The sequence below is a fragment of the Mitsuaria sp. 7 genome (assembly GCF_001653795.1).
Classification (GTDB): domain Bacteria; phylum Pseudomonadota; class Gammaproteobacteria; order Burkholderiales; family Burkholderiaceae_C; genus Roseateles.
The window spans coordinates 5710057-5724492 of sequence record NZ_CP011514.1; the positions used below are offsets into that span (position 1 = coordinate 5710057).

The 14436-nt window shown below is 70.1% G+C and carries 9 protein-coding genes; 1 reads left to right on the forward strand and 8 read right to left on the reverse strand.

Features of this window, described 5'->3' with window-relative positions; all coding sequences use genetic code 11:
* The first annotated feature begins 210 nt into the window (after positions 1–210).
* Positions 211–1548, forward strand: coding sequence for a hypothetical protein (locus ABE85_RS25095; RefSeq protein ID WP_067281309.1), 1338 nt, complete (start codon positions 211–213; stop codon positions 1546–1548).
* Here the strand turns inward: ABE85_RS25095 and ABE85_RS25100 are convergent.
* The 8 genes from ABE85_RS25100 to ABE85_RS25135 all read right to left on the reverse strand — a co-directional run bounded on the left by ABE85_RS25100 (position 1490) and on the right by ABE85_RS25135 (position 14395).
* Positions 1490–2482 (reverse strand): two-component system response regulator, encoded by a 993-nt coding sequence (locus ABE85_RS25100; RefSeq protein ID WP_067281311.1) that lies wholly within the window; start codon positions 2480–2482, stop codon positions 1490–1492. The genes ABE85_RS25095 and ABE85_RS25100 overlap by 59 nt on opposite strands.
* A gap of 4 nt (positions 2483–2486) precedes the next feature.
* Positions 2487–5570, reverse strand: coding sequence for an MHYT domain-containing protein (locus tag ABE85_RS25105; protein WP_231993178.1), 3084 nt, complete (start codon positions 5568–5570; stop codon positions 2487–2489).
* A gap of 196 nt (positions 5571–5766) precedes the next feature.
* The gene (locus tag ABE85_RS25110; protein ID WP_067281313.1) at positions 5767–6549 is read right to left on the reverse strand and encodes a MetQ/NlpA family ABC transporter substrate-binding protein; all 783 of its coding nucleotides are present in this window, start codon (positions 6547–6549) and stop codon (positions 5767–5769) included.
* A gap of 73 nt (positions 6550–6622) precedes the next feature.
* On the reverse strand, positions 6623–7312 hold the full coding sequence (locus ABE85_RS25115) for a methionine ABC transporter permease (protein WP_067281315.1): 690 nt from the start codon (positions 7310–7312) through the stop codon (positions 6623–6625).
* A complete protein-coding gene (locus ABE85_RS25120; RefSeq protein WP_067281318.1) occupies positions 7309–8316 on the reverse strand; it encodes a methionine ABC transporter ATP-binding protein in 1008 nt (335 codons plus the stop codon). The genes ABE85_RS25115 and ABE85_RS25120 overlap by 4 nt, the downstream gene beginning before the upstream one ends.
* A 386-nt stretch (positions 8317–8702) precedes the next feature.
* Positions 8703–9290 carry a hypothetical protein gene (locus ABE85_RS25125; protein WP_157522907.1) on the reverse strand — a complete coding sequence of 196 codons (588 nt, stop codon included), beginning with the start codon at positions 9288–9290 and terminating at the stop codon, positions 8703–8705.
* 111 nt (positions 9291–9401) lie between these two features.
* Positions 9402–10289, reverse strand: coding sequence for a carbon-nitrogen hydrolase family protein (locus ABE85_RS25130; RefSeq protein WP_067281325.1), 888 nt, complete (start codon positions 10287–10289; stop codon positions 9402–9404).
* Positions 10286–14395 (reverse strand): YhdP family protein, encoded by a 4110-nt coding sequence (locus tag ABE85_RS25135; RefSeq protein WP_067281334.1) that lies wholly within the window; start codon positions 14393–14395, stop codon positions 10286–10288. Before ABE85_RS25135 ends, ABE85_RS25130 begins: the two co-directional genes overlap by 4 nt.
* Positions 14396–14436 lie beyond the last annotated feature (41 nt).

Consider the following 14436-nt stretch of genomic DNA (forward strand, 5'->3'; position numbering starts at 1 on the left):
GGCCGCGGCGACTGGGGATTGCGAGCATCACGGTGTGGGGGCAGGTCATAACTCTTGTCTCGATGCCGCGCTGACCTGGACCTGTCGCGGATGCCTGAAGAAGGGAGGTCGAGGGCGAGGTCGCCAGGGGTGAAGGTCATTGAGCCGCCCGGCGAGGCAACGAAGAATCGTTCCTGGCGCCTCGCTGTCAGAGGCGCGAGGAGAGTTGTCTTGCAGTTCCGTTGTCGATTTCCGCGCCTGTGGTTGGCGGGTCTGTCCTGGCTGATCGGCGGCGCCGCTGGCGCGTCGACCCTGCCACCCTGGTTGTTGGGCGATGAGACCTGTTCGGCCACGCTGGTCACGCCGCGTGTCGCCATCTCCAGCTATTACTGCCTCGGACACGTGCGCCCCCTGCGGCGCACCGATGCTTTCACCATGCGGCAATGGTCGACCGGTGAGGCACTCTCCGGGCAGGTGATGGTCGATCTCAACGATGCACCCGTCACCTACGGCGCGATGCCCGGGCGGCAGCTGGCCTTGTTCGTGCTCGATCAGCCGTTGTCGGCCCTGAACGACGGAATGACTCCCTTGCCCAGCTATCGAGAGGAGACCTGGCTGATCCAGGACCGCGCCGTCTCCCCGACAGACTTGAGCATCCGTGTGCCGCAGCGGCCCCGCCATCGCCCGTCGGAGGCACGTCCAGCGGCGGAGTTGAACCGGTTCGGCACTTACGTGCAGGTGCGTGACTCGACGAGCGAGATCTACGCCACCCTCGGTGACCGTCCCCTGACTTATCGCTCGGTACGCTCGCTACGCGCGGCCGAGCCTCAGCGCTTCGACGTCGGTGACTTTCCACTTCCGCCCGATGACGGGCCGGGCGTCGATCACCTCGGACGATCGCTCAAGCGCGCGATGAACGGGGAGATCGTTCCGGACCGACTGATCGACGACACCTTGCTGCTCACCGTGGGAACGGCGACGGACGAGATCACACGCGTCTGGAGCGCGGCGGGCACGCTCGCCCGGTCGCGGCGCGGCGGACTTCACGTCGAATTCCCATACACGCCGGGCACGAGTGGCGGGGGGCTGCTGGCGTCGCGCGGGGAACTCCACGACCGGCTTGTCGGCCTGGTCACCAACGATCAGGTCCACCTCCGCTTGAGCGCCTTCTGGCCCGCGATCTATCGCGAATTGATGGCGAGGGGGCTGAAGGAGGAGGCGCTGGTCCTGGCGGGTCGTCTGATCGAGCAGCCGTCCGGTGCAGACCGTGCGAGGGAGGCCCGGATCGGTGACGTGCGCTTCTACGACAACCCCTACAGCGACCGGGTCGAGTTCTTCCGACGGATATCGTCCGGCGCCGAGGGGACTGCCAGCGTGTTCCCGACCGATGCCCGCGACAGTGACCAGTGGGCCTACCTCGGGACCGAGCTTCCCTCTCGCAGGGCCGTCGTGCACCCGAACCTGCGGGCGGGCGCCAATCGCTTCGCGGCCTGGACGCCGACCCCGCCGCTCAGCCCTCTTCCAGGAAGCGCTCCCGCACTTCCAGCACCTGCGGCAGCACGCCGATGAAGAGCTCGACCAGCGCCGGATCGAAGTGCCGGCCGGCCTGCGCGCGCAGGTGCTCGACGGCCTGCTCGATCGGCCACGCCGGCTTGTAGGGCCGGATGCTGGTCAGCGCGTCGAAGACGTCGGCGATGGCGACGATGCGGGCTTCCTGCGGGATCGCCTCGCCGGCCAGCCCTTCGGGATAACCGCTGCCGTCCCACTTCTCGTGGTGACCCAGCGCGACGCGGCGCGCCAGGCCCAGCAGTCCGGTCGTCTGGTCGCCGAGGATCTCGGCGCCGATGGCCGGATGGCGGCGCATCACCGTCCATTCGGCCTCGGTCAGCGGACCCGGCTTCTGCAGGATGGCGTCGGGGATGCCCAGCTTGCCGACGTCGTGCATCGGCGCGGCGTGCAGCAGGTCGTCCGCCTCCTGGTCGGTCCAGCCGGCGGCCAGCGCCAGCAACTGGGCGTAGTGGCTCATCCGCACGACGTGCCAGCCGGTCTCGTTGTCCTTGTATTCGGCCGCGCGGCCCAGCCGCTGCACGATCTGCAGCCGCGTCTCGCGCAGCTCGTCGACGCGCACCAGCGACAGGTGCGTGCGCACCCGCGCGCGCACGACCGGCGGGCTCACCGGCTTGGCGATGTAGTCCACCGCGCCGGCTTCGAAACCTTCGGTCTCGTCGCGCGAGTCGGCCAGCGCGGTGACGAAGATCACCGGCGTGCGCTTCGTGCCCGGCTGCGACTTCAGCACGCGGCAGACGTCGAGGCCCGACATGCCCGGCATCATGATGTCCAGCAGGATCAGCTGCGGGGACTCGGTCTTCGCGAGCTCCAGCGCCTTCTGCCCGTCGCGCGCGAACAGCAGCCGGTAGTCGTCCTGCAGCACGTGCCGCAGCACCTGCAGGTTGGCGGGCTCGTCGTCGACGAGCAGCAGCTTGGGGCGATGGTCGGCCATCATGGAGTCAATCCCGCGCACCGGACGCCGCAGCGGCGGCCGTGCTCAGCTGCGTGCGCAGCGACTGCAGCAGCAGCAGCGCCGCGTCGAAGTCGAAATCGTCCAGCGCCTGCGTCAGCGGCCCCACGCGGTCCGCGCCGAAGGCGGACCGCAGCGCGGCCAGCGATTCGTCGTCGAGCTCGCTGCGCTTGAGCGCGGCGGCCAGCCGGTCGATCAGCGTCTTCTTCTCGCGCAGTTCCTGCGCCACGGCGACTGCGGTCGCGGACGGTTCCGCCAAGGGCATGGAGGCGCTGGCGGCGAAACCGGACGGCGTGCCGTCGAGTTCCGCGACCGCGTCCAGCGTGTTCTGCAGCGCCAGCGCGAGGGTGTCCACGAGCGCCATCAGGTCCTCCTGCCTGCCGAGCCGGAGCGCCGTCTCGACGGGCTGCGCCGCCGCGAGCAGTCCCGGCATCGCCAGGCTGCCGGCCACGCCGCGCCATCGGTGCACCAGCCCGCGCATCTCGATCCATTGCCGCGTGTGCGTCAGCTGGTGCAGACGCGCGACGCCTTCGCGCTGTTCCTCGGCGAAGCGGCGCAAGCCGCGCTGCCAGGCCGTCACGCTGCCCCACAGGCGCAGGCCCTGTTGCCAATCCAACGGGCCCCTGGAAGCATCGGCGATGCGGGCATCGTTCGAGTGGCGCGTCGCCGGCACCGGCCCGGCCGAGGCCGGCGAGCGTCCCGGCGTCAAGCCCAGCACGCGGGCGATCTCGGCGAACAGCCGGGCCGGTTCCACCGGCTTGACCGCGAAGCCGTCCATGCCGGCGGCCAGCGCCGCCTGGCGGTCTTCCTCCAGCACGCTGGCGGTCAGGGCGACGACCGGCGTGTGGCCGCGACCCTGCGCGTGCTCGAAGTTGCGGATCCGGCGTGTCGCGCCCAGGCCGTCCAGCAAGGGCATGTGCACGTCCATCAGCACGGCGTCGAAGCGCTCGTCCGAGAAGGCCTTCAGCGCCTGCAACCCGTCCGAGGCCAGAGTGACCTGATGGCCCTCGCGGCCCAGGATGATCTGCAGCAGCTCGCCATTCTGCGCCACGTCGTCCGCCACCAGCAATCGCAGCGGCGGCAGCGTGACGGCGACCTCGGTCTCATCGGACTCGGCGCGCGACGCGTCGCCCGCCGACAGCGGCAGCCAGACGTGGAAGGTGCTGCCCTGGTCGACTTCGCTCTCGACGGTGATGCGGCCGCCCATGCGCTCGACCAGCTGGCGCGAGATCGTCGTGCCCAGGCCCGTGCCGCCGAAGCGGCGCGTCGTGGAGGCGTCCGCCTGCGCGAAGGCGTCGAAGATCCGGTCCAGCCGGTCGGCGGCGATGCCGATGCCGGTGTCGATGACGGCCAGGTGGATCTGTCCGCCCTCCTGGCGCATGCGCAGCGTGACCATGCCGCGCTCGGTGAACTTGATCGCGTTGCCGACCAGGTTCAGCAACACCTGCTGCACGCGCAGCGGGTCGCCCTTGAAGAAGCGCGGCTCGGCGCCCGGATAGTCGAGGTACAGCGCCAGGCTCTTGCGCTGCGCCAGCAGCTTCAACGAATTCAGCGCCTGCTCGCAGACGGTGCGCAGCGAGAAGTCGACGACCTCCAGCTCCATCGCGCCCTTGTCGAGCTTGGCGGTGTCCAGGATGTCGTTGAGCAGCGAGAGCAGCGAACGCGCCGACCCGCGCACCGTCGTCAGGTGGCGGCGCTGCGAGTCCGCCAGCGTGGTGTCCAGCAGCAGTTCGGTGAAGCCCAGGATGGCGTTCATCGGCGTGCGGATCTCATGGCTCATGTTGGCCAGGAAGGCGCTCTTGGCCGCGGCGGCGGACTCCGCGCGTTCCTTGGCCTCCTCGAGCTGGCGCTGCAGGCGCTTGGGTTCGGTGATGTCGAGGATCACGCCGTCGATCCACTGCGGCTTGCCGCCCGCGTCGCGCACCGCGCGGCCGCGCTCGGAGACCCAGCGCTCGCCGGCCTCGCGGGTGTGGACGCGGTACTCGATCGAGTAGGGCGCGTCCGCGGCGACGGCCGTCTCCACGGCCGCGTTCACGCGCTCCTGGTCGTGGCGGTGGATCAGCGCGGCGAAGTGCTGGGCGCCGTCCAGGAAGTCCTGCGCGGACCAGCCGGTCAGTTCCTCGACGGCGTCGTTGATCAGCAGCATCGACCAGTTCGCGTCCAGGCGGCAGCGGAAGGTCACGCCCGGGCTGTTGGCGATGACGGTGCGGTACTTGGTCTCGCTGTCGCGCAGCGCCTGCTCCATCGCCATCATGCGGCGACGTTCGTCCATCAGGTCGGTGTTGAGGCGACGCAGCGCCAGCAGCCCGTTGGCGCCGGCGGTGATCGCGCTGATGGCCAGCGCCATCACGGTCACGGCCAGCGCGAGCCAGCCGGCGTTCTCGATGCTCGAATTGCAGGGGCCGTCCCCCAGGCCGACGAAGCGCGCCGCGCCCATCGCCGTGTAATGCATCCCCGCGATGGCGCAGCCCATGACGACGCCGCCCAGCGCGATCGCCCAGTGGCGGTGGATCCGGCCGGCCAGGCCGAAGCGGATCCACAGCGCCAGCATCGCCAGCAGCACCGCCACGACGATGGAGGCGCCGAACCAGACGGGGTCGTAGCGCAGCGCGACGGACATCTCCATCGCCGCCATGCCGGTGTAGTGCATCGCGCCGATGCCGGCGCCGACGAGCACGCCGCCGACGATGAGCCGCCACGTCTCCAGTTGATGGCGCGCCAGCAGCGCCAGCGCGACCCAGGACGCGATCAGCGCCGGGACCATGGAGATCGCGGTGATGTGGGCGTCGAAGGAGATCTGCGCGCAGAGCTGGAAGGCCAGCATGCCGATGAAGTGCATCGACCAGATGCCGCCGCCCAGGGCCAGTGCGCCGGTGGCCAGGATGGCCTGGCGGCGCCAGCCCTTGGCCGGCTTGGCCACGCCCGCGACCTGCAGCGCCAGCGCCGAGGTCAGCGAGGCGACGACCAGCGACAGCAGCACCAGCGACCAGTCGTAGCGGCCGGTGAGCAGCAGCGTCGGGGCGCCGTCGCGGAGCAGGAAGAACTGCGGCAGGACCGCGGAGAGTTCAGGCACGGAGGGGGCAGGTCTTGCGCTCGCGCGAGCGCAGGACCAGGGCATGGGAGGAGTCCGCCATGGTGCCAAGAAGCGTCGTTCGCTATGCGGCACAAATGCGCGGGTTCTCCAGCCCAAATGAAAGCGCCCCGCGTGTGCGGGGCGCTCTGCGGCGGATATCGCCCAAACTCGACCGACCTCCCGGTCGGCTTCGCTGTCAGAACGCGGGAACGACCGCGCCCTTGTACTGGGTCTGGATGAACTTCTTCACCGCGTCGGTCTGCAGCGCGGCGGCCAGCTTCTTCACGGCGGGGGCGTTCTGGTTGTCGTCACGCGTGACCAGCCAGTTGGCGTACGGGGACTCGCCGCCTTCGATCGCCAGCGCGTCCTTGGACGGGTTCAGCTTGGCTTCCAGCGCGTAGTTCGTGTTGATCAGCGCCAGGTCGACCTGCGGCAGGATGCGCGGCAGCGTGGCGGCCCCGATCTCGCGGAACTTCAGCTTCTTCGGGTTGTCGGCGATGTCCTTGGTCGTGGACAGGATGTTGGCCTTGTCCTTGAGCTTGATCACGCCGGCCTTGTCCAGCAGCAGCAGCGCGCGGCCGCCGTTGGTCGGGTCGTTCGGGATCGCGACGGTGCCGCCTTCGGGCAGCGCGGCCAGGGTCTTGTGCTTGGTCGAGTAGGCGCCGAAGGGCTCCACATGCACCGCCGCGACGGCGACCAGGTGCGTGCCCTTGCCCTTGTTGAACTCGGTCAGATACGGCTTGTGCTGGAAGAAGTTGGCGTCCAGGCGCTTCTCGGCGACCTGCACGTTGGGCTGGACGTAGTCGGTGAAGACCTTGACCTCGAGTTCCACGCCCTGCCTGGCCAGTTCGGGCTTGATCAGGTTCAGGATCTCGGCATGCGGCACCGCGGTGGCGGCGACGGTCAGCTTCTCGGCGGCGGCGGTGCCGGCGGCAGCCAGGGACAGGGCCGCGACGGCGGCGGTGAACAGCTTCTTCATGGGTAAAACTCCTCTGAGGGACGGTGCCGGATGCCTGCTTGGGGCGCCCGGCGATGGAAGGGGGAGGCAGGGTTCAGCGATGGGAGACGCGGGCGACGAGCCAGTCTCCGAACATCTGCAGCAGTTGCACCAGCATCAGCAGCAGCACGACGGTCACGACCATGACCTCGGTCTGGAAGCGCTGGTAGCCGAAGCGGATGGCCAGGTCGCCCAGGCCGCCGCCGCCGATGACGCCGGACATCGCCGTGTAGCCGACCAGCGTGATCGCGGTGACGGTCAGCGCGGAGACGAGGCCGGGCAGCGCCTCGGGCAGCAGGCCCTGCCACACGATCTGGCGGGTGCTGGCGCCCATCGCGAGGCCGGCTTCGACGATGCCGCGGTCGACGCCGCGCAGCGCGGTCTCGACCAGGCGGGCCAGGAAGGGTGTCGCGCCGACGACCAGCGGCGGGATCGCGCCGGCCACGCCCAGCGAGGTGCCGGTGACCAGCAGCGTGAACGGGATGAGGACGATCAGCAGGATCACGAAGGGCAGCGAGCGCAGCACGTTCACGACCAGGGACAGCAGCGTGTACACCTTGGGCGAGGACACCAGCCGGTCGCGGTCGAACAGGTAGAGCGCGATGCCCAGCGGCAGGCCGAGCAGCGCGGTGAACAGCAGCGAGCCGCCCAGCATCAGCAGCGTGTCGCCGCCGGCGGTGGCGATCTCGGGCCAGTCGATGGCGCGCAGGGTGTCGAGCAGGGAAGGGGTGGCGGCGAGGCTCATGCGCGCAGCTCCTCGACCTGCACGCCGCGCTCGGCCAGCAGCTGGCGCGCGGCGGCGTGGTCGCCGCCGCTGACGGCGATCGTCAACTGCCCGTAGGGCTGCTTCTTGATGCGGTCGATGCGGCCGGCCAGGATGCCGAAGTCCAGATTGGCGTGGCGGGCGACCTCGCCCAGCAGCGGTTCATAGGTGCGTTCGCCGAAGAAGGTCAGGCGCCAGAGGCTGCCCGCGACATGCGCGTAGTCGTCGCGCTGCTCGCCTTCGTCGACATGTTCCGACGCCAGCACGAAGCGTCTGGCCGTCCCCGAACGGGGGTGGAGGAAGACCTGCGCCACCGGTCCCTGCTCGACGATGCGGCCGGCTTCGAGCACCGCGACGCGATCGCAGACGCGGCGGACGACATCCATCTCATGCGTGATCAGGACGATGGTCAGCTTCAGCTCGTCGTTGAGCTCGGCCAGCAGGTCCAGGATCGAGCGCGTGGTCTCGGGATCGAGCGCGCTGGTGGCCTCGTCGCACAACAGCACCTGCGGGTCCAGCGCCAGCGCGCGGGCGATGCCGACGCGCTGCTTCTGTCCGCCCGACAGCTGCGCGGGGTACTTGTCCGCCTGGTCGGCGAGACCCACCCGGGCCAGCAGCGCCTGCACGCGCGGAGCGATCCTGGCCTCGTCCCAGCCGGCGATGCGCAGCGGCCAGGCGACGTTCTGCGCCACGGTGCGCGAGCTCAACAGATTGAAGTGCTGGAAGATCATCGCGATCTTCTGCCGCGCGGCGCGCAGGCCGGCGGCGTCCAACGCCTGCAGATCCTGGCCGGCCACCGAGACGCGGCCGCTGTCCGGTCGCTCCAGCAGGTTGATCACCCGCAGCAAGGTGCTCTTGCCCGCGCCCGACGCGCCAATGATGCCGAACACCTCGCCCGATTCGATCTTCAGATCCACGCCCTGGAGCGCCGGAACACGGCGACCCTCGACGTCATACGATTTGTGCAGGCTTTGGAGTTCGATCACGGACAGATGAAGGACGCTAGCGGCAGGTGACACCCGTTGCCGTCGTGCGCCTCTTTGGGGCGGAAACCGTGATGCTTAGGGATTACCCGGCGTTTGGCAAGCAATCAATGCTTATATGCATATGCCGAGGTGGGGAATCTGCTGAATTCGAATAACGGAAAGAGCGTCTTCTCCACGCCGGACCTCGGTCGGACTCCCTCTCCCGCTTGCGGGAGAGGGTGGGGGTGAGGGCCAGCGGAGGTGGCAGTCAGCAAGATTTCCACGAAGGGGAGGCCACTCAGCCCGACGCACATCCTGCGCTGAGGGTCAGTTCTTGCGTGAGGCTGCAGGCCCTCACCCCTGCCCTCTCCCGCAAGCGGGAGAGGGAGTCAGAGAGCGAGGACTGATCAGACCGGAAGAGCGAGCGATGCGAGCTCTCTGACGAGATCCGCAATGTTGTTGCGCAGCGCAGATTCCGTGGCGATGCGCAGTTGCTCGCTCGGATTCAGGCTGTCGTCGATGCCGGCCTTCTGCGTCGTGCGCAGCGTGCGCTGATACAGCACCTTGCCGCCGCCGGCCGCACGCTCCGTCAAGGTGTAGCGGATGGAGAGGGCGACCTCCGGGAGCACCGGCACGTTCGGCTGCGCCAGCGCCAGCACCTCGACCTGCAACTGGTAGCGCCCCGTGTCGGGAACGTCCGGCATCAGACCCAGGCGCCGGAACGACTCCTGGTAGGTCTGGTTCAAGGTCATCGCGTTGATGCGGCTGCCCCACCACCGCGAGGTCTCCTGACCGCCGCTGACCGGCAGCAGGTCGATGTTGCGACGCAGCTGCGGGCTGAGCCAGGAGCGCAGCTGCAGCGAGTCCATGTCGGTCAACGACGACTCCAGCGGACGGGCCGGCGTGCCGCATCCCGCCAGCAGCGCGCAGGCGCACGCCGCGGCAGCCAGCAGGGCCATCGCGGAACGGAAAGGAGCGGGGCGGCGGTCGATCATGCCGGGCATCTTGCCTCCGCGAAGCGGGCGTCGATCGCCCGAAGTGGACCGCTTTCGAGGCTCAGAGTTCGAGGCTTGGTGCGCCTAATGCGCCTAATGCGCTTGAGGCGCTCAGAGCCGCCGGTGCTGCAGCGCCGGGAGTTGCTCGCGCACCTGCGCGATGCGCGCGGGATCGATCTTGGCGACCGCCAGGCCTTCGCCTTCGGGCACGCAGGCCAGGACCTCGCCCCACGGGTCGATGATCATGCTGTGGCCCCAGGTGCGGCGGCCGTTCTCGTGCGTACCGCCCTGCGCGGCGGCGATGACGTAGGCCTGGTTCTCGACCGCGCGGGCGCGCAGGAGCAGCTCCCAATGCGCCTGACCTGTCGTGAAGGTGAAGGCCGCCGGCACGCTGATCAGGTCGAGCGGTCGTTCACCGCTGAAGCTCATCGCGCGGTACAGCTCCGGGAAGCGCAGGTCGTAGCAGATGGACAGGCCCACACGCAGCGTCGCGCCGCCAGGGATCGCGGCGTCGACCGTCACCGGCGCTTCGCCGGCCTCGAGCACGCGGGCCTCGTCATAGCGCTCGCGGCCGTTGTCGTAGCAGAAGAGGTGGAGCTTGTCGTAGCGCGCGGTCAGCGAGCCGTCCGGCGCGAAGACGCAGGTGGTGTTGCGCACCCGCTCCGCCGGCACCGGCGCGTTGTCGATCGCCATCGGCAGCGTGCCGCCGAGGATCCACACGTCGTGCTCGCGCGCCGCGCGGCTGAGCGCGCCCTGGATGGGCGCGTCGAAGTCGCCGGGCCGTTCGGCGAAGGGCAGCTTGTCGGTGTCCTTGTGGCCCATCAGGCAGAAGTACTCGGGCAGCGACACCAGCGCGGCGCCCTGCCGGGCCGCCTCGCCGATCCAGTGGCGCGCCCGCTCGAGGTTCTCCTCCAGCCGAGTGCCGGAGACCATCTGGACCGCGGCGATGGTGACCGGCGCGGCGGTGCGCGGGCCGGCGTTGTGGGATGGCGTGCTCATGGGGCGGTCTCTCCTTGCGCGGTGGCCGTGCTGTTGTAGCTGCCTTGCGGTTGGGCGCGTCGCGGCAGCTGCTCGATGCGGGGATCGGACCAGGTGCCGGTGACGCGGAACTCCTCGCTGTTGGCCGCGGCCAGCGGCTTGCGCAGCAGCCACTGCGCCAGGAAGGCGCCCAGCCCGATGGCCGGATTCACCGCCGCGTAGGCGAGCGCCGCGCCGCCGGCATTGATCTCGGGCAGGACCAGGACGTGCAGGTCCTGCGTCTCGGCGGCGAGGTCCGCGCTGCCTTCGATCAGCACCGCGGCCTGCAGGCCCTTCATGCGCAGGTTGTCGCTGCGGGCGACGCCCTTGCCGATCCTGACGTCCCCGGTGACGTTGTCGAAGGCGAAGCCTTCCGCGAACACATCGCGGAAGTCCAGCATCAGCCGCCGCGGGATGGACTGCAGGCTCAGCACGCCCAGCAGCCGCCCGACGCCGGGCTCCGCCTTGAGGAACTGGCCCTTCTCCATCTCGACATTCAGTTGGCCGCTCATGCTCGCGTAGTCCGGCGACAGCGGCGAGCCCTGCCACGAGACCTTGCCGGTCAGCTCGCCCTTGCCGCCGCGCAAGACCTGGCCCTGGCCGAGCCGCTCCAGCAGTTTCCCGCCGTCCACGACGTCCAGCTTCCAGTCGAGTTCGGTCCGGCGCAAGGCCTGACCCGCCTCGGGCGCCCACTTGCCGGAGGCGCTCAGCGTCGCGTCCGCGCTCTTCAGCACGAGCCGGCCCAGGTGCCAGTCGCGCGCGTCGCTCTGCTGCTGGGCGTCGATCTCGAGCCGGCCCAGCCGCTTGCCGCGCAGCTCGAAGTCGTCGACGACGATGTCCAGCGTCGGCACCGACTTCGGCTGCTTGTCGAGCAGTTGCTCGACGCCGTCGACGTCGCTGCGCGGGACGGACAGGCGCGACAGCCGCGCATAGACGCGGCCCGGCTGGTTGGGCTTGGCGGCCCGCACCTCGATCAGGCCGCTGAGCTGCTGCGCATCCATCGAGACGCGCCAGCCCGCGCCGGCGTCGTGCGAGATGCCGGCGCTGACGCCGTTCAGCGTGCGGCCGGAGACCTGCAGCGTCTGCGCCTTGAGCGTGAGTTGCGAGGGCGCATAGCCGCCTTCGGCCATGCCGTCGGTGGCGCTGTCGAGCGCGGCGCCGTCCTTGGAGCCGGTCAGCGCCGGCAGCGCCGTCTGCCAGGCGTCGGCGTTGAACTGGTCGAAGGTGGCGCGGGCGACGACGCCCTGCGCCGGCAGTTCGGGCAGCTTCTCGCGCACGGCGACTGCGCCGCGCAGGACCTTGGCTTCGTGCGTCGTGACGTCGCGCTGGTAGAGCGCCTGCACCGGGCCGGCCTCGACGCGCAGCTCCTCGCGCTGCGTGCCGGCCGGCGCTGCGATTGACCGCGTGGCCACGCGCAGGGGCCAGGTCTCGTCAGCGGCCTTGTGCATCGGCGCCGGCAGGTTGACTGTGATGCCCTGCATCGGGCTGGCGACGGTGACCTCGGTCTGCCCGCCCCGGAGCACGCCCAGATCGAAACGCACCGCGGCCTGACCCGTCATCACCGACGCGACCTGCTGGAGCCCCAGTTCCGGCGCGTTGCGCAGCGCCTCGGCCGTCACCGTGCCCAGCGCCGAGAAACGCATCGAGCCGTCAGGCTGGCTGCCGCCGTCGAAGGTGGCGTCGCCGCCCAGCACGCGCGCCTGACCGCCGCGGATCTGCAGGCCCTTCTGGTCGAAGCTCACCAGGGCCTTCGCCTGGCCCAGCATCGGGGTGTCGGGCCGGATGCGCACGTCGTTGCCGGTCAGCGTGACCAGGCCCTTCACCGTCGTGTCGTCGATGTGCATCAACGGCAACCGCAGGTTGAGCTTGAGCGCCAGCGGACCGGTGGCGGTCGTGTTGTCCAGCACGTGGCTGGTGAGCGCCGCGACCGGCGAGCCCTTCACGTAGCGCAGGCCGTCGACCAGCGCGCCGCGCGCCTGGCCGTCGATCTCCAGCACCGGTGCGTGGTGGTAGAGATCGGGGATCGTGCCCTGGACGTTGAACACCTCCACGCCCATCAGCTTCGTCTTCGCGTTGCGGATGCTCATGGACGCGCGGTCGAAGATCAGCTCGGCGTCCAGCTGTTCCATCACGGGCCACGGCGACTGGAAGGCGGGATGCTCGTCGTCGGCCGGGTGGCTGGGGACGTAGGCCAGGTTCAGGTTGCGGACCTGTCCGGCCACGCGGAACTGCCCCTTGCTGCGCGGCGCGTCGAAGGGGAAGTCGAGCAGGTCGCCCTGCAGCCGCACCTGGATCTTCTGGACGGAGCCGTCGCGGATCGCGTCGCGGACATACCGTCGCGCTTCGTGACCCATCGAGGCGGGCAGGTAGCGCAGCACGCGCGGCGCGCTGATCTCCTCGATGCGGCCGGTCAGGTCGAGCTTGCCGGCGTCGTGCGCCCGCTTGCCCTCGCCGCTCTGCCAGGAACCGTCGATCTCCGCGCGCAGGTCGTCGTTGACGATCCGGACGCCGTTGAACTGCACCGACCAGCGCGTGCGGGGCTCCGACGGCGCCGAGGCGGCGCTCGCGACCGAGGCCGCCGCCAGCGGTCGGGTGACCGGCGCCGCGACCGGGATGGTGGGCGGCGCGCGCTTGCCCGCCAGGGCGGCTGGGCGCTGCGCCTGCCAGCGCAGGGTGGCCTCCGCCTGCTTCAGCGGCAGGGTGGCTTCCTCGAAGACACCCGGCAGCGTCACGTCACCGTCCTTGATCGCCAGCGTGGCCGTGCCGCCCTGCTCGTTCGCGTCGAACTGCAGATCGGCGCCGCTGACGCCGGGTCGGCCGGTCGGGGGGGCAGAGCCGGGATCCGCGGGCGGCTCCGGCGCCGCCGCGGTCAGATGCAGACCTTGCAACTGGCCCTTGGCGCGGTAGCTGCGCGGCGCGTCGAGTGAGCCGTCCCAGTGCAACTGCAGCGCGTTGAGCAGGCCGCCCGGTTTCATGTCGGAGATCAACTGGCGCTGCGCCTCGGCCAGCGGCAGGCGGGCCAGGATCTGCGCGCCGAGGGTCAGGTCCAGCTGCTGGGCCTGGAAGTCGCCGCCGGTCAACGCGCCGGTCTTGGGGTCGCGCTTCACATCCAGGAGCCAGTCCGACCGCGGCCAGTCGAGGCCGTCGCCCGCCTGGAAGCCGAGTCCCTTGGCCTCCAGCGACAGCGATTGCGGTGTCTGCTTGAGCACCAGCCGGCCGCCGATCTGCGCCAGCGCCAGTTCCGGCAGCCCCGGCGCGACGCGCAGCTTCACCGCGCGCAGGCCCATGTCCAGGGTCAGGCTGCGCGGCTCGCCGCGATCCACGTCCAGCCAGGCGCGCAGCGCGCCGTCGCCTTCGTTGAGCTCGAAAGGCAGGTCCACGTAGCGACGCAGCTCGCTGACGTCCGTGCGCGGCAGGTGGCCGAAGAGCTGTCCGCTCCAGCGCTGCAGATCGCCGGGTCGGTCGAGCAGGGACTGGGTGAATTCGCCGCGCAGCGTGAAGCGCTCGCCCCAGCCGGCCGGCGGCGTCGCGTCCAGTCGCAGACGGTGTCGGCGCAGACCGTTGCGCAGCACCAGGTTCAGGTCGAAGAGCTCCAGCGGCGGCGCCGCGCGCAATTCGTCGACCCAGCGGATGCGGCCGTGCAGGATGACGAATTCATGCTGCTCGAAGAACCAGTCGGCGGCGTTGTCGGAGGCCTGCGTGTCGGACGGGCCGTCGACGCTGAGACCGGCGATGTAGACACTACCCTTGGCATCCCGGCGCAGCAGCAGCTCCGGACTGTCCAGCAGCAGCTGGGAGAAGCGCAGTTCGAAGGCCAGCAGCGAGCGCGGCGACAGCGCGGCGCTGACGCGGGGCAGATGCAGGGCTTCGTGGCCGGCGGCGTCGGTGATGCGGACGTCGCGCAGGTCCAGCGTGGGGATCCAGCCCGAGGATTTGGCGCTGATGGCGCCGATCTTGACGGGTACCCCCAATGCCTGGGTGGCTTGCTTTTCGAGCTCGGGTCGCCAGTCGTCGATGTGGGGCAGAATCGCCCAGTGCAAGGCCAGCCAGGCCGCGATCAGCAGGGAGAAAACCCCTGCGGAAGCCACTCCGAGCCAGAGGGCGCAACGTGCCCACCAGCGTCGTTTCG